This window comes from Streptomyces sp. NPDC060027, from assembly GCF_042737005.1.
Taxonomy (GTDB): domain Bacteria; phylum Actinomycetota; class Actinomycetes; order Streptomycetales; family Streptomycetaceae; genus Streptomyces.
Map to the genome: position 1 here is coordinate 1 of NZ_JBHWVI010000150.1, position 21,219 is coordinate 21,219.

The 21,219-nt window shown below is 67.3% G+C and carries 17 protein-coding genes and 5 pseudogenes; 10 read left to right on the top strand and 12 right to left on the bottom strand.

Features of this window, described 5'->3' with window-relative positions; genetic code table 11:
• Together ACFWBT_RS29650 and ACFWBT_RS29655 are read right to left on the bottom strand one after the other, a co-directional pair.
• Nucleotides 1–220 (bottom strand): annotated as a pseudogene (locus ACFWBT_RS29650) (hypothetical protein); the annotation flags it as partial.
• A gap of 32 nt (nucleotides 221–252) precedes the next feature.
• Nucleotides 253–687 (bottom strand): annotated as a pseudogene (locus ACFWBT_RS29655) (IS5 family transposase); the annotation flags it as partial.
• Nucleotides 688–1,361: 674 nt separating this feature from the next.
• On the opposite strand from ACFWBT_RS29655, the gene ACFWBT_RS29660 reads away from it, so the two are divergent.
• Together ACFWBT_RS29660 and ACFWBT_RS29665 are read left to right on the top strand one after the other, a co-directional pair.
• Nucleotides 1,362–1,568, top strand: coding sequence for a hypothetical protein (locus ACFWBT_RS29660; protein WP_385705845.1), 207 nt, complete (start codon nucleotides 1,362–1,364; stop codon nucleotides 1,566–1,568).
• A gap of 480 nt (nucleotides 1,569–2,048) precedes the next feature.
• Complete coding sequence (locus ACFWBT_RS29665) at nucleotides 2,049–2,246, top strand: hypothetical protein (RefSeq protein WP_385705847.1); 198 nt, start codon at nucleotides 2,049–2,051, stop codon at nucleotides 2,244–2,246.
• A 529-nt stretch (nucleotides 2,247–2,775) separates the two neighbouring features.
• On the opposite strand, the gene ACFWBT_RS29670 is transcribed toward ACFWBT_RS29665, so the two are convergent.
• From ACFWBT_RS29670 to ACFWBT_RS29680, 3 genes are read right to left on the bottom strand one after another with little or no spacing between them, the layout of a single operon-like run.
• Nucleotides 2,776–3,768 (bottom strand): tetratricopeptide repeat protein, encoded by a 993-nt coding sequence (locus tag ACFWBT_RS29670; RefSeq protein WP_385705848.1) that lies wholly within the window; start codon nucleotides 3,766–3,768, stop codon nucleotides 2,776–2,778.
• Nucleotides 3,769–3,797: 29 nt separating this feature from the next.
• Entirely contained in the window at nucleotides 3,798–5,048 is a 1,251-nt protein-coding gene (locus ACFWBT_RS29675; protein WP_385705849.1) for an MFS transporter, read from the bottom strand.
• Between the two features lie 44 nt (nucleotides 5,049–5,092).
• A complete protein-coding gene (locus ACFWBT_RS29680) occupies nucleotides 5,093–5,224 on the bottom strand; it encodes a hypothetical protein (protein WP_385705875.1) in 132 nt (43 codons plus the stop codon).
• Here ACFWBT_RS29680 and ACFWBT_RS29685 point away from each other — a divergent pair.
• The 4 genes and pseudogenes from ACFWBT_RS29685 (at nucleotide 5,205) to ACFWBT_RS29700 (ending at nucleotide 10,383) form a co-directional block, all read left to right on the top strand.
• Nucleotides 5,205–5,582 (top strand): DUF1524 domain-containing protein, encoded by a 378-nt coding sequence (locus ACFWBT_RS29685; RefSeq protein WP_385705873.1) that lies wholly within the window; start codon nucleotides 5,205–5,207, stop codon nucleotides 5,580–5,582. The two genes, ACFWBT_RS29680 and ACFWBT_RS29685, sit on opposite strands and share 20 nt — an antisense overlap.
• A 1,246-nt stretch (nucleotides 5,583–6,828) precedes the next feature.
• The gene (locus ACFWBT_RS29690) at nucleotides 6,829–8,184 is read left to right on the top strand and encodes a PhoH family protein (protein WP_385705851.1); all 1,356 of its coding nucleotides are present in this window, start codon (nucleotides 6,829–6,831) and stop codon (nucleotides 8,182–8,184) included.
• Nucleotides 8,185–8,218: 34 nt separating this feature from the next.
• A complete protein-coding gene (arc, locus tag ACFWBT_RS29695; protein ID WP_385705853.1) occupies nucleotides 8,219–9,994 on the top strand; it encodes a proteasome ATPase in 1,776 nt (591 codons plus the stop codon).
• Nucleotides 9,995–10,172: 178 nt separating this feature from the next.
• Nucleotides 10,173–10,383 (top strand): annotated as a pseudogene (locus tag ACFWBT_RS29700) (ubiquitin-like protein Pup).
• 589 nt (nucleotides 10,384–10,972) lie between these two features.
• Here ACFWBT_RS29700 and ACFWBT_RS29705 read toward each other — a convergent pair.
• Nucleotides 10,973–11,110: a hypothetical protein gene (locus ACFWBT_RS29705; RefSeq protein WP_385705855.1), complete on the bottom strand. Its 138-nt coding sequence runs from the start codon at nucleotides 11,108–11,110 to the stop codon at nucleotides 10,973–10,975.
• Between ACFWBT_RS29705 and ACFWBT_RS29710 the strand changes: the two genes are divergently transcribed.
• Nucleotides 11,087–11,551 carry a helix-turn-helix domain containing protein gene (locus tag ACFWBT_RS29710; RefSeq protein ID WP_385705857.1) on the top strand — a complete coding sequence of 155 codons (465 nt, stop codon included), beginning with the start codon at nucleotides 11,087–11,089 and terminating at the stop codon, nucleotides 11,549–11,551. The genes ACFWBT_RS29705 and ACFWBT_RS29710 overlap by 24 nt on opposite strands.
• Nucleotides 11,552–11,586: 35 nt before the next feature.
• Here ACFWBT_RS29710 and ACFWBT_RS29715 read toward each other — a convergent pair whose 3' ends face one another.
• The 6 genes and pseudogenes from ACFWBT_RS29715 to ACFWBT_RS29740 form a co-directional block, all read right to left on the bottom strand.
• Nucleotides 11,587–12,216, bottom strand: coding sequence for a hypothetical protein (locus ACFWBT_RS29715; protein WP_385705859.1), 630 nt, complete (start codon nucleotides 12,214–12,216; stop codon nucleotides 11,587–11,589).
• A gap of 191 nt (nucleotides 12,217–12,407) precedes the next feature.
• Nucleotides 12,408–12,593, bottom strand: coding sequence for a hypothetical protein (locus ACFWBT_RS29720; RefSeq protein WP_385705861.1), 186 nt, complete (start codon nucleotides 12,591–12,593; stop codon nucleotides 12,408–12,410).
• Nucleotides 12,594–12,679: 86 nt separating this feature from the next.
• Entirely contained in the window at nucleotides 12,680–13,252 is a 573-nt protein-coding gene (locus tag ACFWBT_RS29725) for a hypothetical protein (protein ID WP_385705863.1), read from the bottom strand.
• Nucleotides 13,253–13,819: 567 nt separating this feature from the next.
• Entirely contained in the window at nucleotides 13,820–15,046 is a 1,227-nt protein-coding gene (locus ACFWBT_RS29730) for an IS110 family transposase (RefSeq protein ID WP_385705865.1), read from the bottom strand.
• A 569-nt stretch (nucleotides 15,047–15,615) separates the two neighbouring features.
• Nucleotides 15,616–15,774: pseudogene (locus tag ACFWBT_RS29735) on the bottom strand (IS110 family transposase); the annotation flags it as partial.
• A gap of 41 nt (nucleotides 15,775–15,815) precedes the next feature.
• A pseudogene (locus ACFWBT_RS29740) lies at nucleotides 15,816–16,104 on the bottom strand (IS5/IS1182 family transposase); the annotation flags it as partial.
• 370 nt (nucleotides 16,105–16,474) lie between these two features.
• Between ACFWBT_RS29740 and ACFWBT_RS29745 the strand changes: the two are divergent.
• From ACFWBT_RS29745 to ACFWBT_RS29755, 3 genes are all read left to right on the top strand, one after another.
• Nucleotides 16,475–17,164, top strand: coding sequence for a response regulator transcription factor (locus ACFWBT_RS29745; protein ID WP_385705867.1), 690 nt, complete (start codon nucleotides 16,475–16,477; stop codon nucleotides 17,162–17,164).
• 51 nt (nucleotides 17,165–17,215) lie between these two features.
• Nucleotides 17,216–18,637 (top strand): sensor histidine kinase, encoded by a 1,422-nt coding sequence (locus tag ACFWBT_RS29750; protein ID WP_385705869.1) that lies wholly within the window; start codon nucleotides 17,216–17,218, stop codon nucleotides 18,635–18,637.
• A 257-nt stretch (nucleotides 18,638–18,894) separates the two neighbouring features.
• Complete coding sequence (locus tag ACFWBT_RS29755) at nucleotides 18,895–21,156, top strand: MMPL family transporter (RefSeq protein WP_385705871.1); 2,262 nt, start codon at nucleotides 18,895–18,897, stop codon at nucleotides 21,154–21,156.
• The last annotated feature ends 63 nt before the right edge of the window (nucleotides 21,157–21,219 follow it).

Genomic DNA, 21,219 nt, shown 5'->3' on the forward strand with positions numbered 1-21,219 from the left:
GCCAGAGGTTCGACGAAGCGATCGCATTTGCCCCGCCGAAACCATCACCACTCGCCACAGCTGCTTGACCCGATAGCTGCATGGGGTGTCTTGTCAGCGCGCACGCGATGGGGCGGACGCGCGGCCGACCAGGCCCGATGCGGGGCACGCGGACTTTCTCCAGCACGGGTTCGAACTGCGGCGAGTCCCCGCGCTGCCCTGCCGTGACCACGATCGACATGGCTTTTGGCCCTGCTCGACGGCCAGGTGCAGCTTGGTGGTGAACCCGCCACGCGACCGTCCCAGCCCGTGATCACCGGGCTCGATGAACACGCCACCCGGTGCTTCCTTCTGCAGATCACCCTGCTTCCGAGCCCCAGCCGCATGCTGATGGGCGCGGCACACCGTCGAGTCGACGCTCAGGTCCCACGTAATCGCACCCTTCGCGTCGGCCAGCGACTGGAGCCGGATGAGGACCCTGTGCCATGTGCCCTCCCGCTGCCATCGGCGGAACAGGTCGTAGACCCGGCCGAATGGCCCGTACTCATCGGGCACGTCCCGCCACGGAACCCCAGTCCGGACCCGGAACCGTATACCGTCGATCAACTGGCGCCGAGGCCGGACGGATGGCCGCCCCGTCTTCGTGCCCTTCGGCAACACCGGCTCCAGGGCCGCCCACTGCTCGTCTGTGAGATCTCCTCGCCCCATGAACCGAGATCATTCATCGCTCAAGATCCACTTTCGATACAAGCCGCAGGTTCGACCTCGTCCCGTCGCGTGCCAACGGCCAGCCGGCGTTCGGGGCCTACCTGCGTACCCCCACCGGCATCAGTCACGGGGTCGGCCTGTACGTCCTCATGCTCACCGGTGACCGGATCTGCGCCATGACCCGATTCGACAACAGCGTGCTCCCATGGTTCGGGCTGCCCCGATCACTTCCGAGCCGATAGCCGGATGAGGGGGCGCGGCGGGGCTGTCGAGCCCCACCCGGCGTGTTGTGCGAGCACGACGGCTGCCGGGGGTGATGACGTACGTCGAGCCGGTGAAGGCCGCGCTCACCGGGACCGACCTCAATCACGACAGGGTGCCTAGGCGGGCGGGCGGCAGGCAAGGACAGTGCAACGGGACGCATCGACTACCTGATGTCACCAGCGAAGATCGCGGTCCCTGCCGAGAGGGCAGAGCGCGCCGTCCCCCGACCGGAGTTCAGCGCGTGACGGCCGCCGACCACGAGCGCGACCGCCATGCCCGCCGACCTTCTCCACCGTGCTTCGGGACAGCCGACGGCCGGTGCTGAACTGGAGGCGTGCCGCACGGCCCCGTACACTCGGCGGCTGCCTCCGTGTCCGACGCGAGGCGCCGACAGGAAGGACGCGTCGCTCGTGTTCCAGGAAGCCCCGATCTACGCACAGCTCGTCGCGGAGCGCGGTGACGTGCCGGCGCAGGTGCGCGGCGAGGCCGAGCGGATCGGCAGGGACCTTCAGCGGGTGATGCTCCCCTTGCAGGTTTCCGCTCCGCCCGCGCGCGAGCGCGCATGGCCCAGTGCGCCTGCCGGCCTGGCGCTTCTGGCCGGCGCGCAGCTGAGCTGACCGACACCACCCGCGGATCGTGCGTCCGGCGGATGGCCGCCGAGTACAGGTCGGGCCGGGCTCGCCCACGACATCGGCGGAGCCGGACGCCCCCTGAACTTCCTCGCAGACCGCGCCGGGGACGGACATGGCACGTGGACGCAGGCGGGTCCGTCACTTCCCCGTGGTGGCGGACCCGCCTTTCTGCGTGACCGAAGGCGTCGGTTTCGGTGAGACGGCCTCCTCGACAGGCCAGGCTCTCGATCAGACGAGCCGCCAGTGGCAACGCCTACCGCCGGGTGCACCCGGCCAGTTCGCCGAACTCCCGTGACAGTCTCGGAGCGTCTGCAGCCACGGCGACCGCACCGTGGCGGCGCCTGCGGCCGAGCATCGGCCGCTGCCGGCCTCGGAGTGTTGCGGCTGGCTCGGCAGGAGCCCGGCGGGGCAGGCGAGTCCCTGCGTGGCATTGCGTTCGCCGTCGGTTCGGCGGCCGGCCTGGCCGTGACCGGCCCGATCCTGTCCCAGTTCGAGGATGCCGACTGGGTGCAGATCTTCCGTGGGCTGGTCATCGTCCTGATCGCCAGCGTGCTGATCGGCCTGATACGGCCGGTGCGGGCCCGGATGGCGGTCTACGTCTACGACCGCGGCGTGGCGGCACGGCCCGGCGCAACATCAGGACGATCCGCTGGGACCAGGTGACCCAGATCGTCGTCTTCTCCACCGAGGACGTGACACATAACTGCAGAGGAGCGGCCGATGGTCATTCCGGCTGCCGTGGTCGGCGCAGGAGCAGCGGACAGAGCCGAGTTCCTGGATGCAGTCGTGCCGCCCCTCGAACAGCGAGGCGTCGAGGTTCTACGATTTTGACCGTCCCCGTGGGTGCCGTCGTCCAACGGTGCCCACGGCTCCCGGTGAACGGGTGCTCGCGGTCCGAGTTGTGCGGCGGACGTCAACGCCGAGATGATCGAGTAGAGCCGTGCCGCCCACCGCGACGCTGCCCTCGGTGGCGTCGACCGGTTCGCCCAGCCCCCATGGCGGGCGGCCTGCGTTCGGCCTGATCCGCGCAGGCCAGGAGGCCGAATCACCGCTACAGGTGGACTTATGACGAATCATCAGGTCGATCACTCCCAGGCAGATCTTCTCCTGGTGCCCCCTCTAGGCCCGCTCGACCTCGATGATGACCCCGTGTCCCATGAAGAGTAGTCATGGGACACGTAGACTCGCTGGTCTACCGTGATCCGGAGGGTTCTCTATCGCTGAAGGCATGGGTGCTGGCTTGGGCAAGGCCGCGGCGGGCGGCCGCCAGGACGGGGTGATCAGAGACGACGACGGGTTCCAGGATGGTGATCGCGCGGGCGTAATAGGCGACTGCCTGGGCGTGTTGGCCCTGGTGGTAGTGGTTTGCGGCGAGGCTGGTCAAAGTGGTGGCGCACTCGGGATGATCGGATCCGAGGAGGAGCTGCTTGATGGCAAGTGCACGACCGTAGCCAGCCTGGGCTGCCGGGAGGTCTCCTCGGCGATGTGCCAGAGCGGCCAGATTGTGCACAGTAACGGCGACCTCATAATGGTTTAGACCGTAGGCATTCTCGAAGACCTGGAGGGCGCGGCGCAGGACGTTCTCGGCTTCCTCATGGCGGCCGATGCCGTCCAGTAGCGAGGCCCATGCGGCGGCGTCAGCGGCGACCATGGGGTCGCCTTCGCCGAGGAGGTGGGTGCGGATCTCCACGGCGCGCCGTGCCCAGGGCTCCCCCGCAACGTGGTTGCCGCGTGTATGGGCAAGGCCGCCCAGGTTGTGGCAGATAGTGGCAACGCTGTGGTGCTCTGGCCCGTGGACTGCTTCGTAGATGGTCAGGGCACGCTGGTAGAGGGTTTCCGCGTGGTCGAAGTCGCCGGTGTATTTGCCCAGAATCGCCCATTCGTTGCAGGCTGCAGCGACCTGCAAAGAGTGAGGACCGCACGACGCTTCCGCGGCGGCCAGCGTCAGGCGTAGCAGCAGCCCGGCCCGACGGTACTGTCCGCGCTGGCGCCACACCTGGGCGAGCCCGGTCTGTGCCTTCAGGCGGGTCGTTGCCCGCAACGGTTCCTGACCTGTGGCCAGAATTTGGCGCAGGGTTCGTTCGGCCTGCGCCAAGTCGCCTGTGTCACGGGCGGCGTAAGCGGACGCGAACAGGGCCTGCACATCGGGCAACCGGTTCGGCATAGTCTGAACGATGTTGATCATATGGGCCTGCTCAACCTGTTTGAGGGGGACTAATGCGCTGCTGATGCATCAGCTGAAGTCATACCTTTCTGATCCGGGATTCTGTTGATAGCGCCCGGCAGAACTCGCTCAAGTTGCAGGACAGCAACCGCTGCCAGGCCGAGCACACCGGCCACTACCGCGAACACGATGTCCTCTCCGCCCGCGGTGAGGACAGCACCCACGCCGGCGGCACCGGCCAGAAAGCCGATGCCCCACGCCAGCGATTGAGCTGCGTTGTAGCGCCCCCTTGCCCCCTCCAAGGCAAGGTCATTGACCAGGGCCGACACCACCGGCGCGAACAAGGTCTCCCCCGCTCCGAACAGAACCGCGGCAGCAACCAGGACCGTCAGCCCCGAGTGGCCAGCCACCTGGATCAGCACCCAGGCGCTGACCATGACGACTATCCCCGCCAATAGGATCCGGCTGCGCCGATGCGCAGCGCTCACTCGGAGCGCAGGTACCTGGAAGAGCAGCACCGCGAGCGTGTTGGCCGCCATGACCCACCCCAGGCTGCGCGTGTCAAAGCCCGCAGCGGTAGCGAATCCCGGAAGTGCGACATGCAGCTGGGCGTAGCCGGCCGCAACGACCAGCAGCACCACCGCGCAGATCCAACGCAGCGCTGGATCCGCCATCAACGTCCGGTACCCCTGTCCCACGGGTCTAGAAGGCCGCGAAGGTGACGCCTGACGAACGAACACGCCGATCAACACGGCAAATACTACGAATGACGCTCCGTCAAACAGGTAGAGCACCGGCAGCCCCTCTGCGGCCGAGGTAGCAGCAAGTAGGACCGCGGCCAGGCCCGCCCCCGCCGCATTGCCGAGATTGAACGCCGCATAACGCCAGCCCAACACCACCTGTCTCGGGCCAACCGGCACCGCCGCCGCCACCAGCGCATCCAACGCCGGTGTCAGCACGGCAAACGCGAAACTGTAGCCAACAAGGGCCACAGCACCACCGACCGGCGTATCCGCCGCAGCTAGCCCCCAGGTTCCTGCCCCGGTCGACACTAGTCCAGCCACCGCCACCGTCTTCGCCCCTACCCGGTCCGCAAGCAGCCCGCCCAAGGCGATACCACTTACCCAGATCGCCGCCCGCACCGTCAGCATGGCCCCCGTCTGTCCGACCGACATCCCACACACCACATGCAGGTACACGAACAGATAAGGAACAGTCGCACCAGACCCCACCGCAGAGACAACCTCGCCCCCGAGGACAACCCACGTCCTCAGGGGCAAGGAGGGCACCCAGCCGGACATCTCACTCGTCCCAATGCCACGGTCGGACAGCGGTCTACGGCCGGTCAGATCTCGACCACGATCTCGTTGTGCTGCGGGCCGCCCTCGTGGGCCTCGACCACGATCTCGTTGTGCTGCGGGCCGCCCTCGTGCGCCGTCTCTTCCGTGGGGGTCATGATGGATGTGTTGGTAGTCACGGTCTCTCCGTTCAGATACTTACTTTGCCGCGATCGGAATAGCCGCCGTATCAGGGCGATTCTGTTCACGACCACATATTTGTCCCTCGGGACGTTACCGACGGGATCCCGGTTCGATGTGAGTACTTCATACTCCTTTGTCACCGTCGTCGCCCAGGCCACCATCGACCACATGGTGCCCCTCGCCGAAGCCTGGCGCTCCGGCGCCGACACCTGGACCGCCGATCAGCGCAAAGCCTTCGGCGACTACCCCAAGGACCCGCAGCTCCTGATCACCTCGGAGTCCTCGAACTCCTCCAAGTCCGACAGCGGCCCCGCCGACTGGAAGCCCACCAACCGTGCCTTCTGGTGCACCTAATCCCTTGCTACGTAACCAACAGCATCTCTTCGGGAGGGGGCCGCCGGAAGGACCCACATCACGGGTCCCTGTCGCGGCGGCGTGGGGGCAGGCGGCGTCGCTGAGGTGCCACCGGCAGGCGGGCGGGTGGTCGGAGCTGGCGACGTCGCGGTCGGCAGGCGACGGCCGACGAACGGCCCGGACCCGCCGCTGTCATCGGTGCGTTCCCGCAGGACTTGGGACACGTGACGGCCCGTGTCACCCCGGGCCCAGCCGTCCTCGCGGACGGTGTTGCCCCACACCCGGACCTGCTGCGGGGCGTCCTGCGCGTACTGGAGGGGGCAACGAACAGACGAGGGTGCTCAGAAATGCCTCCATGGTACGGACGCGCGCAGGTCTTGCCGTGAGCCGCAAGCGATCCAGCGTAACGTCGGTCCGGGCCGAGGTCCTGGGGGCGGCTGCCAGAGGGCGCCGATCGAACGGATCGCCGGGGACGCGGTCTTGCACTGATCGTGTGTCCCTAGCGCCAGGCGCACGGGCCGCCCTTTGAGCTCCTTCGGATATTGCTCCGCCATGACGGACTCGATCCTTCCAGGGAAACGAGTCTCGGACAGCGGAATGCATTGGAAGGGCCAGGGAAATCCTGGCATTTGCCAACCATAATGCCCATTGTGAGATGACTTCGAAGGCGGCTCTGCCAGTCGGTGACCCGACACTGGAGTGCGGTGCCCAGGGGCTTTCCGTCACCCCGGTTCCGAGGCTGTGACCCGGCTCATATTCCAGGCGGTTGGCGACGATCCGCAGCTAACGTAGCTTTTGCGACATAGCAAGAATGACCGGCCGCCCGCAATTGCGGAATCCTCGCTGTGGTGGTTGCTCTCATCCATCGCAGCGCAGGGTCGGGTTGATCCGACTGCCGCCGGACCTAATCCGGGCGCTTGGGGCGAGACCTGGCCATGTACGGCCGGGCGGCTTCCATATCCGAAACTCCGCTCGCGGGGGAGGAATTCTCCATGGCATCAAGAAATAGGCGACGCCAGCCGTACAGCCGCCTCATGGAATCTTCGTCCCATGCCCCCCAGGGCAACGGCACTGTGCGCTCAACGGCTGTGACCCGTACCCGTGATTCCGCCTTCTGCCCGGCCCTCAGCAGAGTTTCCGAACGGTCGTTCTGCAGCGCTCGAAGCGACGCCGGGGCAAGCACCCGGGAATCCTCCCAAGGTCGGTTCCGAGCGAAAACCGGTCACCGCCAGCAGGGAGCAATCGCATGATCACCGAAGACCGCGGCGCCCGCACAGAGCCGACTGTCCACTCCCGCCATCCCGGTCGGCGCACGTACGTTCTCGACACCAGCGTGCTCCTGGCAGACCCCTTCGCCATGACGCGCTTCGAGGAGCACGAGGTCGTCCTGCCGGTGGTGGTGGTCACCGAGCTGGAGGCCAAGCGCCACCACCCCGAATTGGGCTACTTCGCCCGCCAGGCACTGCGCCTGCTCGACGACTTCCGGGTCCGGCACGGCCGCCTCGATGAGCCGATCCCAGTGGACGAGCGCGGCGGCACGATCCGGGTCGAGCTGAATCACTCGGATCCATCCATCCTGCCCACGGGCTACCGCACGGGCGGGGCGGACAGCCGCATTCTGGCGGTGGCCCGCACGTTGCAGGCGGAGGGATACGACGTCACGGTCGTTTCCAAGGACCTGCCGTTGCGGATCAAGGCCAGCTCGGTCGGCCTGTCGGCCGAAGAGTACCTGGCCGAGCTGGCGGTGACGTCCAGTTGGACGGGGATGTCCGAACTGCACGTCTCCGGTGACCAGGTGGACGCGCTGTTCGGCGCGGGCCGCGACGCCGCGGTGGACGTGGACAGCGCCAGTGACCTGCCAGCCCATACCGGGCTGGTGCTCACCTCGGAGCGCGGCCGGGCCCTGGGCCGGGTCACTGGCGACGGCCGGGTGCGGCTGGTGCGCGGCGACCGGGAGGCCTTCGGACTGCACGGCCGCAGCGCAGAGCAGCGGGTCGCGCTGGATCTGCTGCTCGATCCCGATGTGGGGATTGTGTCGCTGGGCGGCCGGGCTGGCACCGGAAAGTCGGCACTGGCCCTGTGCGCGGGTCTGGAGGCAGTACTGGAGCGGCAGCAGCACCGCAAGGTGATGGTCTTCCGGCCGCTGTACGCGGTCGGCGGACAGGAGCTGGGATACCTGCCGGGCAGTGAGTCGGAGAAGATGAGCCCCTGGGCTCAGGCCGTCTTCGACACCCTGTCCGCGGTGACATCGAAGGAGGTCATCGAGGAGGTCGTGGCGCGGGGCATGCTCGAAGTGCTGCCGCTCACCCACATCCGCGGCCGGTCGCTCCACGACGCGTTCGTGATTGTGGACGAGGCCCAGTCACTCGAACGGAACGTCCTGTTGACCGTTCTGTCTCGTATCGGTGCCGGATCGCGGGTGGTTCTGACCCATGACGTGGCACAGCGGGACAACCTGAGAGTGGGCCGGTATGACGGGGTGGTCGCGGTGGTGGAGAAGCTGAAGGGCCACCCGCTGTTCGCCCACATCACGCTGACCCGCTCCGAGCGCTCCCCGATCGCGGCCCTGGTCACCGAGATGCTGGAGAACCCCGAGGTCTGACGCGAGGCCCCGCCGGAACAGTCACAGCATCCGGTTGGCCCCGGACCGCATCGTCCGCAGTCCGACTTCCCTTCAGGTACGGATTCATGGACGCCAACTTTCAACTCTACCCAAGGAGGTGAGAGCCGTGACGGTGAGCCGTGACGCTTACGCCCACAGTGCCGATTCCCTGCAAATGCCGACAGTTCTCGAAGAGCGGATCCTCGAGCTCCAGACCAATCTGGCCGGCGTGACCGCCCAGAACGAACGGCTCGTCGCCACCCTGCGAGAGGCCCGCGACCAGATCGCGGCCCTCAAGGAGGAAGTGGACAGGCTGGCGCAGCCCCCCGCCGGCTTTGGCACCTTCCTCACCCGGAACGAGGACGGCACCGCTGACATCTTCACCGGCGGCCGTAAGCTGCGCGTCAACGTCAGCCCGGACGTCGAGCTCGACGAGCTGCGCCGCGGCCAGGAAGTGATGCTCAACGAGGCCCTCAACATCGTGGACGCGATGGCCTTCGAGAGCATCGGCGACATCGTCACCCTCAAGGAAGTCCTTGAGGACGGCGAGCGCGCGCTGGTCACCGGGCACACCGACGAGGAGCGGGTGGTCCGGCTCGCCGAACCGCTGCGCGAGCTCACCCTGCGCACCGGTGACGCCCTCCTGCTGGAGCCCCGCTCAGGCTACATCTACGAGGTCGTCCCCAAGTCGGAGATCGAGGACCTGGTCCTCGAAGAGGTCCCCGACATCGACTACCGGCAGATCGGCGGCCTCGCCGGTCAGATCGAACAGATCCGCGACGCGGTCGAACTGCCCTACCTGCATGCCGACCTCTTCAAGGAGCATGAGCTACGCCCGCCCAAGGGCGTCCTGCTCTACGGCCCTCCCGGCTGCGGCAAGACACTGATCGCCAAGGCCGTCGCGAACTCGCTCGCCAAGAAGGTCGCCGAGGTGAGCGGCCGCCCGCAAGGCAAGAGCTACTTCCTCAACATCAAGGGCCCCGAGCTCCTCAACAAGTACGTCGGCGAGACCGAGCGTCAGATCCGCCTGGTCTTCCAGCGAGCCAGGGAGAAGGCGAGCGAGGGCGCGCCCGTCATCGTCTTCTTCGACGAGATGGAGTCGCTCTTCCGCACCCGCGGCTCGGGTGTCAGCTCGGACGTGGAGAACACCATCGTCCCCCAACTACTCGCCGAGATCGACGGTGTGGAGGGCCTGGAGAACGTCATCGTCATCGGCGCCTCCAACCGCGAAGACATGATCGACCCGGCGATCCTGCGGCCAGGCCGTCTGGACGTCAAGATCAAGATCGAGCGGCCGGACGCCGAGGCGGCCAAGGACATCTTCTCGAAGTACCTCAGGAACTCGCTGCCCTTCCACCCTCACGCCCTTAAGGAGCACGACGGATCGGTGGACTCCACCGTGGCGGCGATGATCCAGGTGGTTGTCGAGCGGATGTACAACGAGACCGAGGAGAACCGCTTCCTGGAGGTCACGTACGCAGGCGGTGACAAGGAGGTCCTGTACTTCAAGGACTTCAACTCCGGCGCCATGATCCAGAACATCGTGGACCGGGCCAAGAAGATGGCCATCAAGGACTTCCTCGACCACGGCCAGCGCGGCCTTCGTGTCTCCCACCTGCTCGCCGCCTGCGTGGATGAGTTCAAGGAGAACGAGGACCTGCCGAACACCACCAACCCGGACGACTGGGCTCGTATTTCCGGCAAGAAGGGCGAGCGGATCGTGTTCATCCGCACGCTCGTCACCGGAAAGCAGGGGGTCGAGTCCGGCCGCTCCATCGACAGCGTGGCCAATACGGGGCAGTACCTGTAACAGGGTCTTCCCCGTCGGGCTTGAACTCCTGTCTGGCTGTGGCGCCTTGCGGCCCCGCAGCCGGACAGGAGGCGCAGCGCACAGACCAAGGAACGCCTCCGCACCCGGCGCGTATGGTCGCGCGGTGGCGAGGCCCAGGACCACAAAGTGGTGCCAGACGAATGAGTGGGTGAGGGAAATGGCGAACAAGGACACCGGTGGCGGCGGGCGAACCGTGCCTCCGAGGAGGTCGAGGAGAGGCCGCCGAGACGCAGAATTCCGAGGGGCTCCAGGAACGTCAAGAAAAGCTGAGCGACGACGTCGACGCGGTCCTGGACGGAATCGACGAGGTCCTGGAGTCGAATGCTGAGGAGTTCGTGAAGCAATACGTCCAAAAGGGCGGCCAGTAGCGGCCCGGCGCCGCCGGGTGGGCCGCCGGTCCGGCACCCAGACCTGCCTGTCCGTGCTGCCGCCGCCCTCCAAGGCGAACGTCCACAACTCGTCCCTGCTGATCTCACGCAGCGGCGTCGGATCTGCTTCCCACGCCTCAAGCGAGGGCCGGCCCTTGAAAGGTTCCGGCCGGTGGGAGGTGTTCCACCACGACACCCAGTCCAGCAGGCGCGTGGTGAATTCCTCGAAGCCCAGCAGCACCTCGTCCGTCGGCCGTGCCCGGCGCCGACCCAGGCGCGGCTGACGCACATAGCCGGGCAGCGCGGCAAGGTACATCGACTCCACCGCCCGGGTTCATCTGACGCAAAGCTTCAGGCTCTCGGCGAGGCCGAGCATGGCGTCGCTCCATGCCGGACTGGCGGCGAGGGCGCACCCGGCCCGGTATTCGTCTGGCTCCAACTCCTCGTACGCCGCGCCCAGGGGATGTGCTCGTTGTCGCCGACGCTAAAGCGCTGGACGCGTACGGACTCCGGGTCCGGACTGCCGGGCTCAGCGGTCTGGGTCTCCAGTGCGGCGTCCAGAGCCGCGAAGTCCTGGAGCGGCGCGGGGTCACGACGCCTCGTCGGCGTCCAGGACGGCCAGCAGGTCTTCGGCGGCTTCGGCGTGCGGGAACACGGGGCGGGCCCGGTCCAGGCGCAGCGTGAGAGTCAGACTCGCGCCCAGATGCGGGGCGTAGCAGCGACGCACCGACGCACCACCGCCTCCGGCGCCCGCGTACGCACCAAGGCCGTCCTGATCACCCCGACCGGATCCGGCACCGGTCGCGTCGGCGCCCAGGCCATCGCCGCAGGCTCCGCCCGCCTGCGTCCCCTGATCGCCGAAGCCGCCCGCCTGGGACTACGCCTGGCCTTCACCGTCCGCCTTGCCAAGACCGGCTACGTGCACCCCTCCGGCAGCCGCAGCGACTCACCCGGCGTCCGCCGCGAGGTCATCCAGCACGCCGACCACACCGAGCAACGCTCCTACGTAGACCGGCGGCTTCGACGCCGCCGACTTCGCCCGCGCGTCGATGCCGCAGGCGGCGACGTCACCAGCCACCGCCGTTCACCAGTGGCTGGTCGAGACCGGTCGCACCGTCGCGACGCCCACATCATCCACCTCGAGGTCCGCACCTGGCGCCCCCGCTGACCGCACCTAGGCAACCACCCCTCCACGCGGGGCTGTCAGCGCTCAGTCTCTACGGGCTGCGCCTCGGCCTCAGGAGCAACTGCTGCCGACTTGGGGGCGGTGTAGAAGACGGACCTTCCTTGCTTGGTGCGCTCCGCCTGGCTCTTGGCCACGAGCCCCTCGAGCGTAACCCGCACGACCTTGTCCGCGAACTGGCGCTCGGGGTGGGCCTGGCCGAGCGCTGCGGAGACCTCCGCAGCCGAGCGCGGTTCCTTCAGCTCGAGGAGGTGGCGGCGAATGAGCTCGACCAGGGTGGGCTGAGCCGCCTTTGCGGTATCTGCCGGCTTGGCCACGGGCTTCTTGGGTGCTGCCTTCTGAGGTGCGGCGGTGGACTTCCGGGCCGTTCGATGACCGCCGCGCGCGGCGCCGGTCTTCTGCCGGGGCGAGGGCACCGCTGCACCGTCGGCCTCTGCCGCAGGCTGGGTCGGTGCCTGGGTGACGCCGAGCGCCTGCTGCACGTTCACCAGGACCGTGTGGTCGTACTGCATCGCGGCAAGCTGCTCTTGCAGGGACGCGATCTCCGCAAGGATGCGTCCCTGCTCTTTCACATTGCGGTCGAGGTCGTTGGTCACCTGGGCGACGTACTGCGATGTCAGTTCAGTGGCGGGAGTCGTTGTCTCGGGCATGGCTGACCTTTCTCGGCGAATGAACGTCCTGCGGGGCTGCACCACATGGAAGTGACGGCCCTCTCGGGCGAGGTCTGGGCGGCCCGGCGGGAGTGCCGCAAGATGCCTCGGTGTACAGATGGTACGGACGAACAGCACTGGTTGTTCGTGCCAGGTGGTGTCTTCTTGCTCTTGAGACAGTCTCACAATTCTCATGCCTGGTGTCCGCGAGGCAGTACGACGGATCGTGACTGGACCTGCGGCTGGGGCAGTTGCCAGACCAACTCGGTCTCCCGGTTGTGCTGCCATGCCTGCAGGGTGCGTGTGGTCACCAGTCGGTCGAGCAGTTCGCCGGTCTGCTGAGCGGAGTGCCCGTGCAGGCGGGTGAGGATGTTCATGTCGGTGCTGTGTTCGGCGTGGGCGCAGGTGTGTGTGGCCAGCGCGAGGGCAGTCAGTCGCAGTGCGGGTGCTGCGGCCGGCAGGATCAACGGCGTGGGTCGCAGTGCCCAGTCGGCGGCGCGGCAACGAGAGTGACGGCCGGGTGCCTGGTCCAGCACCGCGGCAGCGAGTAGCCGCACCTGTGCGGGCACCGCACGGAAGTCCGGCAGCGCAAGCCAGTCGGCATGGCCAGCTCCAGCCACAACTCGCGGTTCCCGTGCAGGCGCATGCCCCGCAACAGGCCCGTCGGCAGCCGGACCTGACCGCGGACGTCCGTACGCAGCGCGCACTGCAGGGCCGGCAAGCGGGCCGCGGGGGAGGTGAACCGGGGCAGCGCGGTGCCGAGGTTGGTGAGCATCTCCCGCACTCGCACCCGTTCCTGCAGGCTGGCCTGGAACCGGTGCGCTGGCAGGAAGGAGGGCAGGGGGCTCAGCCCGCTCAGGAGCGGCAGGGCAGCGTCCACGCCTATGCGGTGCTCGCGCAGCGCCAACTCCGGTTCGGGTATCTGGACGCCTCGCGCGTCGTGGGGACGCTTCCTCGACGAGTACGAGCACGTCTCTTCCGTACGCGGTGACGACCACTTCACCACGATGCGTAGAGAGCTCGCTCCGTACGCCACTTCCCGCTCTGTTCAGAATTTGGCCGGCCGCGCACGAGAAGTCGCCGCGGCCAAGGGCTGAACTACGAGCACCCCCGGGCGGTCGCGGTCCTCCAGGCACGGAGACGGCCTGTATGAACAGGAGCCGATGTGGTTGGACGTGTCCGTGGGTGATTGGCAGGTGGCGAGGCCGAGAAAGGCCTCGCGTTCCCAGCGGATGGGTATGTGTCGAAGCGTGCTCATCTCCCGTGACCGCAGCACCGCACGCAGCAACCACTGCAGGGGGCAATCAGTCAGACAGGTCACAGTTCGAACAAGCCACCTGTGGAATCGGCTTTGAGAGGTCTGGCAGCTTTGCTCGGCACTGGGAAGACCCCCTCGTCGATCAGATCTGCCGGAGTAATGAGCCGACCCGCACAGATTTCGTCGAGGAGTTCGGCCTGCACTGGTTCTTCTCGTACCAGGAAACCCAAGACGTTCATTGATTCCTAATGCGGTCTGTCAAGCCGCGAGTGTGCTTGGTGGCGCGGGTTCGTAGGTCCGTCCGTCGCGGAGGAGGGCCCAGAGACACCTCACGGAGCTAAGTCGTCAAGCAGCTTCGAGAAGTTGTGTGGGGAAGGCGAGGTTCTCGTCGAACAGGATGTGCTTCTGGAGGCAGTGGTAGAGCTGGCCGATCATCTTGTTGAAGAGGTTTCTCTGAGCGGCGGCGTGCCAGTCCCCGGCCTCGCGGCGGCGGTCGTAGTGGGCCTTTGCGCCCGGTGAGTGGGTCAGTGAGGCGAAGGCCCACAGGTAGCCGGCGTGGTTGAGCCGGTCGTTCTTCACCCAGCGTCTGGTGATGCTGGACTTCTTGCCGGACGCCCTGGTGATGGGGGACGCACCGGCGTAGGTCTTCATACCGCGGGCAGTGGCGAAGCGGGCGTGGTCGTCCCCGATCTCAGCGAGGATCCGGGCGCCGAGCTGGGTGCCGAGCCCGGGGAGGCTCAGGATGATCTCGGCGTCCGGATGCTGAGGGAAAACCTCTTCAACCGCCTCGGCGAGCTGGTCGGCGGCCGTGCAGGCGGCGTCGAGCTGCCGCAGTAGAGCGAGCATCTGCTTGCCGAGCGCGTCCTCGACCAGTGGCGGCTGGTGCGCGTATTCGGCCCGCAGGACCTCGCGGATGCGCTCGGCGTCGGCATCGATCCGGCGCTGGCGGCCGGCGCGCTTGAGCGCCGAGCGCAGTTGCGCGAGCGACAGACGGGCCGCCCGCAAGGGCGTGGGGGCGAGTTCCAGCAGGACGCGGGTCTCGGGGCGGCAGAGACCGTTCTGCCAGTGCAGGTAGGCGTCGAGGGCGGCGGGGAAGTACTCGCGCAGGAGCGAGCGGAGCTGGTTGGCGAGCTGCTGCCGGTTCCAAACGGCGTCCTGCTGGGCGCAGGCGAGGACGGCGATGGCGCGGGCGAGATCGCTGTCCTGGGGCAACGGCCTGTGGGCGTGCATATCGGTCCGGAGGATGTTCGCCAGGACGAGGGCGTCGCCGGGGTCGGACTTCTTCCGTGTGACCGCGTGGCGGTCGCGGTAGCGTGCGGCGGCCATCGGGTTGATGGCGTAGACCTGGCGCTTCCCGGTGCGCAGGACCGCGACGAGCAGGCCGAGGGAGGTCTCGATGGCGACCGGGATCGGGTTGTCCTCGGTGTCGCCGTGCTCGGCGAGCAGATCCAGCAGGATCTTGTAGCCGGTCGCGTCGTCGGTGATGTGGCGCTTGGCCAGGAGCGTGCCGTCGTCGTCGACCAGGGCGACGTCGTGTGTCTTCTCGGCCCAGTCGATGCCGCAGTAGATCAACTTTCCCTCCTCGAAGTGTGGGTGTTTGCGCTGGTCACGAGCGCATGCGGGGCCACGCAGCGACCTAATTCCAGGCCTCGATCAAGGAACGGGCCGACACCTCACAAGCCGTTCGTGGCACCAGCTCACCGCACAGGCCCCGGTCTGTTCCCAGAGCTCAGACGGCTCGGGGAATGCAAGAGATCACCGTGCGACGGGCTCGCACCACCAACTCCAACGAGTTATCAAGCAAACGGTGTTGACGCCGCTGGCGGCCGTGAAGACTCGAACGCCGCCGATCTTGGCGGAGACATCATGGCCGGGCTGAAAGAAGGCGTGCGTCCGGAGCCCACACAACCGCCAGCAGCGTCAGTGCTGGGTGGGTGGCGGCCACGAGAGCACCGAATGGCGCCGCTCTCTGGGAAGGCATCTTGGCCGTGACGTTGAGAGGTATCCACCGGCACTCACGAGACCACCACCCGCCAGCTGGGTTGCGCAGCCGTGCTCGTCGCAGACCTGCGGCCCGGCGGAGTGCAGGCGTCACAACCCGTTCGAACCACCTCACCGACCGGCGAGGGCCGGTGAGCTCGTTACACGGGAATTAGGACGTTGACGCGTCGGCGGGCCAGGGCGAGGACGGCCTGGATGTGGCGTTTTCCTTCGGCTCGCTTGCGTTCGTAAAACCGGCGGGAGTCCTCACAGCTTGGGATGCTGAACAACGCAGAGATGTAGAAGACGCGTTGGAGTCGAGCGGTTGTAGCGTCCAGGTCCCGGCGGATGCGGGCTTGATCGGCAGGGCGGGCGAGATCCATACCGAGTCCCGTCAGGAACGGTCACGACCTGCAGGTTCACCCCGGTGCCGGTGCCGACGCTGCTTGCCCGAATAGTCTGCGCGGCTGACCCGGTCGCATTCCGCGAGTGTCCCGTCGAGGAGAACGTAGCGGGCGCCGGCGGTTGGCCAAGGCGCGCTGGGACGGCGGGAGCTTGCATCGGCGGTCACCCTCGCGGGTGACGATCGGCATCGTCACCCACTCCACCCATGCATGCGGGACATCGAGTACGGCACGACAAGGAACCAACGGAGCCCCAAGGCTGAAGAGTTGAGCGCAGAGACCTTGCACAACAGCCCTGGGGCTCCGCCAGTTTCGAAGCCGCCATCACGTCACCCGATCGGTGGCCAAGTCGAAAAGGCTCACTCTTCGCATTGCATCTCCCCGCTCTCCGAGAGATCCGCCACAAGAAGCGGCGTCCAGGCAGACAATGCACCCTCCTGGTGAGCGCCACATCAGTAATTGATACTCAACTCGACAGGAACTAGTACTCAGACCCGTGCCTCGATCTGTCGGCGGCACAAAGTCCCGAAAGAGTTACTGTGTGAGGCGATTACATCGTTAAGATCCGATCCTGAGACTGTCGGGGGGACAGCCCAGTGGACCGGGGAATGCAAAAATGCAGGTTCTTGTGGTGGAAGATGACAAGCGGATCGCGGACGCCCTGACGGAGGCGCTGCAGCGGTTCGGGCACGAAGTCGACTGGGTCGCCAGCGGCAGCGAGGCATTGGAGGCCGCCGGCAACACCGAGTTCATGCTGCTCGATCTGGGGCTGCCGGACCTGGACGGGCAGGAAGTGTGCCGCCGCGTTCGCGAGCAGTCCGCCGTTCCCATAATCGCCGTCACGGCGCGGGCCGAGGAACTGGACCGTGTCCTCATGCTGCAGGCCGGTGCGGACGACTACCTGATCAAGCCTTACAGCATGCGGGAACTGCTCGCGCGCATAGACGCGGTCGCCCGCCGCGTACAAAGCCCTGCCGCTGTGCCGACGGAAAGCAGTGAGACCAGTACGGAGGAGCGGTGTGTATTCGGCCCGTTGTCCTTAGACCTGCGTACCCGGCAGGTGGAAGTGGACGGGGAGCTGGTGAAACTGACGCGGCGTGAGTTCGACCTGCTGGCGGCGTTGCTGTCCGATGCGGGCGCAGTCCGTCGGCGCGAAGACCTGATCAACGAGGTGTGGGATCCCAACTGGCACGGATCGACCCGCACCCTCGACGTTCATGTCGGCTCCCTGCGTTCCAAGCTGGGCGGCCGGGACTGGATCCAGTCGGTGCGGGGGGTGGGCTTTCGGCTGGTCCTGCCCGAGTAGCCGTGAGGTGCGGTACAAGTGGCCGCGACACGACAGGAGAGGAGTGACGCCGTGCGGCGTCATCTTGTAGCGGCCTTGGTGGCCTTACCCGCTGCGGTGGTCACGGTGCTCGGACTGCCGCCGGTGATGCAGCAGGGCGAGGAGGCCCTGCGGGAACTCGCTCACACTTGCGTCCAGCAGGCCCGAAAACTGTCGGGCACGGCGGCCAAGGTCCTGGCCGGGAACGATCGGGAGAGCCTGCGCGCCCAGATCGCCGAACACCAGAACCGCACCGGTGGCCGCGCCCATGTCTTCGACGCCCGCGGCCGGTCCGTCGACGGCGCGTTATGCATCCTGTCCCCGGCGCAGGTGTCGCAGCAGGATCCCGTACAGGCGGCGCTGCGCGGCCAGTACACCGACTCGGCCGACCAGAAGAGTGCCCAGCTCGCCGATGAGCTCGTGGTCGCAGTCCCGGTCATCTGGCACGGCCTGCTGATCGGCGTCGTAGTGATCTGCTCGGCCCTTGACGACCTGGAACTGCAGCAGATGACGATTTGGGTGGTGGTCGGTGTGACAGCGGCGTTCGCGCTGGCGCTCAGCAGGTTCCTGGCCGAACTGCTGGCCCGGTGGATCCTGCGCCCGGTCCGCTACATAGAAACAGCTGCCCGCCGGTTCGCAGCCGGGGACCATGATGTCCGGGTACCGGTGCACCTCGGTCCCCCCGATCTGCGCGTACTGGCTGAAACCTTCAACCACGTGGCCGAGCAGGTCCAGCAGCAGGTGAAACTACAAAGGTCCTTCGTCTCCGACGCCTCTCATCAACTGCGTTCTCCACTCGTGGCGTTGCGCCTGCGGCTGGAAAACCTGGAGCCCCATGTGACGCCCGAAGGTGAACGCCGCCTGGAGCAGGCGCTCGGGGAAGCCGACCGCATGACCGGCATCCTCAATGCGCTGCTCCTGCTGGCCCGCGCCGAATCGGGCGCCCAGCCCGCTGAAGCGGTTGACGTACGGGCGGTGGCCGAGGAGCGGGTGGCGTCCTGGCGCGTGACAGCCGAGCTGCGTCATGTGGCCGTCGTGATCGAGGGCGAAGTCGACGTGGTGGTCTCCGCGATCGCAGGCACGGTGGACCAGATCCTCGATGTCTTCCTCGACAACGCTGTGCGCGCCTCCCCGCAACACACCACGATCCGGGTCCGTCTGGTCGAGGACGACGGGGTGGTTTCGGTGCAGTGTCAGGACGCCGGACCCGGGATGAGCCCGGACGAACGCGCTCGGGCATGCGACCGGTTCTGGCGCGGCCCGAACGCCATCACAAGTGAAGGCTCCGGCCTGGGACTGGCCATCGCATCGAGCCTCGCTCAGGCCAACCACGGCCACCTGCTGCTCCAGGAAGCACCCGGGGGAGGGCTGCACGCCGAGGTGCGCCTGCCTGCCTTGAGGCCGGCACAGCCCACGGCACGGCTGGATGGCCTCAGCCAAAGGATCCGGAGGTGATCTCGGGCGGTCTCTTGCATTGCCCTTGCATATGGGCTGCCGAGCCGCTGACAGGCGCGCTCCTACGCTAACGCCCGGCAAGCACCGGCTTCTCCGCAGCGCGTACCGGCACCCGCCGTTCGCGTCCGGCAGCCGCAATGATCCACCCGATCCCCGGCGGCTTCCTCACGTGCCGCCGAACTGTGGCGTGCTCTCTTTTCCTTCCGTGTGCGGCCTGCCCTGCGGCGGGACCGCCCTTCGACCTCCGAGGAGGATGCGTGGGTACTCAATCCCCCGTCTGCAACAAGCCCGACAGCGGATCCCCCCCACCCGTCCCGGCCAAGGGACTTGCTCGGCTGGGCCGATGGCTGGCCCGTCGAAGGCTGCTGGTTCTGCTGTTCACCCTCGCGGCACTGATCGTCGCCGTGCCCTTCGGAGCGGATGTGGAAAGCCGCCTGTCGGAGGGCGGGATCACCGTCCCCGCCTCGGAGTCGGCCCAAACTGATGAGCTCCTCAACACCCGCTTCGAGGGCGGCTCACCGCACCTGGTGTTCATCGCCGCCGCCAACACGAACATCGACGGCCCGCAGGTGTCCAGCCAGGGGCGGGAGTTGACTGAGCGGCTGGCCGATGAGCGCGGCGTGGTGCAGGCCGCCTCGTACTGGACGCTCGACAAGACCCCCGCGCTGCGGTCCAAGAACGGCAACACCGGCCTGATCATGGTGCGCCTGGCTGGGGATGAGGACCAGGTCCGCAAAGCCGCTGCACGCATCGTGCCCACTATCGTCGGCGAGCACGGCCCGCTCAAGGTCACGGCGACCGGCGTGACCGCAGTGCGCATGGAGATCGAAAAACGCAGCGAGGAAGATCTGACCAAGGCGGAGATGCTGTCCGGCCCGCTGGTACTGATCATTCTGCTGCTCGTCTTCGGCAGTGTCGTGGCCGCCAGCACCCCGCTGGCCGTCGGCATCCTCGCGGTGATCGGCTCCTTCGTCATCCTGCGGCTGCTGGATATGGTCGTTCAGGTCTCGGTGTTCTCCGTCAACATCACCACCGCCCTCGGCCTGGGCCTGGCCATCGACTACAGCCTGTTCATCGTGACCCGCTACCGTGAGGAACTCGCCCGGGGCCGAACCGTCCACGAAGCGATCGCCGAATCCGTGCGCACCGCGGGGCGGACCGTACTGTTCTCCGCCCTGACGGTGGCGTTGTCGCTGTCGGCGATGCTCGTCTTCCCCATGTACCACCTGCGGTCCTTCGCCTACTCCGGCATCGCCGTCGTCATCCTGGCCGCCCTCGGCTCCGTCGTCGTCCTGCCAGCCCTGCTGGCCGTCCTCGGACGCCGGGTCGATGCCCTCAACGTGCGAAGCCTGTGGCGCCGCAACGCCCCGGCCGCGGTCGCGCGCACCGACCGGGAGGGCTTCTGGCACAAGCTGGCCATGGCCGTGATGCGCCGCCCGCTGCCCTTCGCCCTAGCCGTCGCAGCCCTTCTCGTGGCGCTCGGCCTGCCGTTCATGCGGGCTGAGTTCGGCGACAGCGACGACCGAGTCCTGTCCGCCAGCTCCCCGGCCTACCAGGGCGCCCAGGTACTGCGCGAGGACTTCGACAACCGGGAGGGCTCACCGCTGAACGTGGTCCTGCCCAACACCAGTGCCCAGACCGAGGCGAAGGATGTGAGCGCCTACGCAGCCCAGCTGTCCAAGCTGCCCGGGGTGACCCGAGTGGACGCCTTGACCGGCTCCTACACCGAAGGGCAGCAGGTCGCCCCGCCCGGCCCGGCCTCGGAGCGGTTCAGCGCGAAGGACGGCACGTGGCTGTCGGTGGTCTCCGACACCGAGCCCTACTCCGAGCGTGGCATGGACCTCGTCGAAACCGTTCGCACCCAACCGGCCCCGGGTGAGGCGCTCGTGGGCGGTCAGGCCGCGCTGCTGGTGGATTCCAAAGCGACCCTGGGCGACAAGCTGCCCTGGGCGCTGGGCATCATCGCCGCTTCCACCATGGTGCTGCTGTTCCTGTTCACCGGCAGTCTGCTCATCCCGCTCAAGGCCATCGTGCTGAACCTGCTCAGCCTCACCGCCACGTTCGGTGCGATGGTGTACGTCTTCCAGGACGGGCATCTGCGCTGGCTGGTCGGCGACTTCGTGGTCACCGGCATGCTGGATATTGATACCCCGATCCTGATGTTCTGCGTCGCCTTCGGCCTGTCGATGGACTACGAGGTCTTCCTGCTCTCCCGCATCAAAGAGGAGTACCACCGCACCGGCGACAACGTCTCCGCCGTCGCCTGGGGTTTGGAAAAGACCGGCCGGCTGGTCACGGCTGCCGCCGTCCTGGTCGCTACCGTCCTTCTGTCGTTCGCCACCTCTGGACTGACCCCGCTCAAACTCCTGGGAGTGGGCCTGGCCCTGGCAGTGATCGTGGATGCCACGTTGGTGCGCGGCATTCTCGTACCAGCGTTCATGCGCCTGGCCGGACGCGCCAACTGGTGGGCCCCACGTCCCCTGGCCCGGCTCCACGACCGCATCGGTTTGGACGACTGACAGGCCACACAGATCACCCCGCGCAGCTGCTCCCGGCCCCCCCCGCGCGGGGCGCGCCGCCGG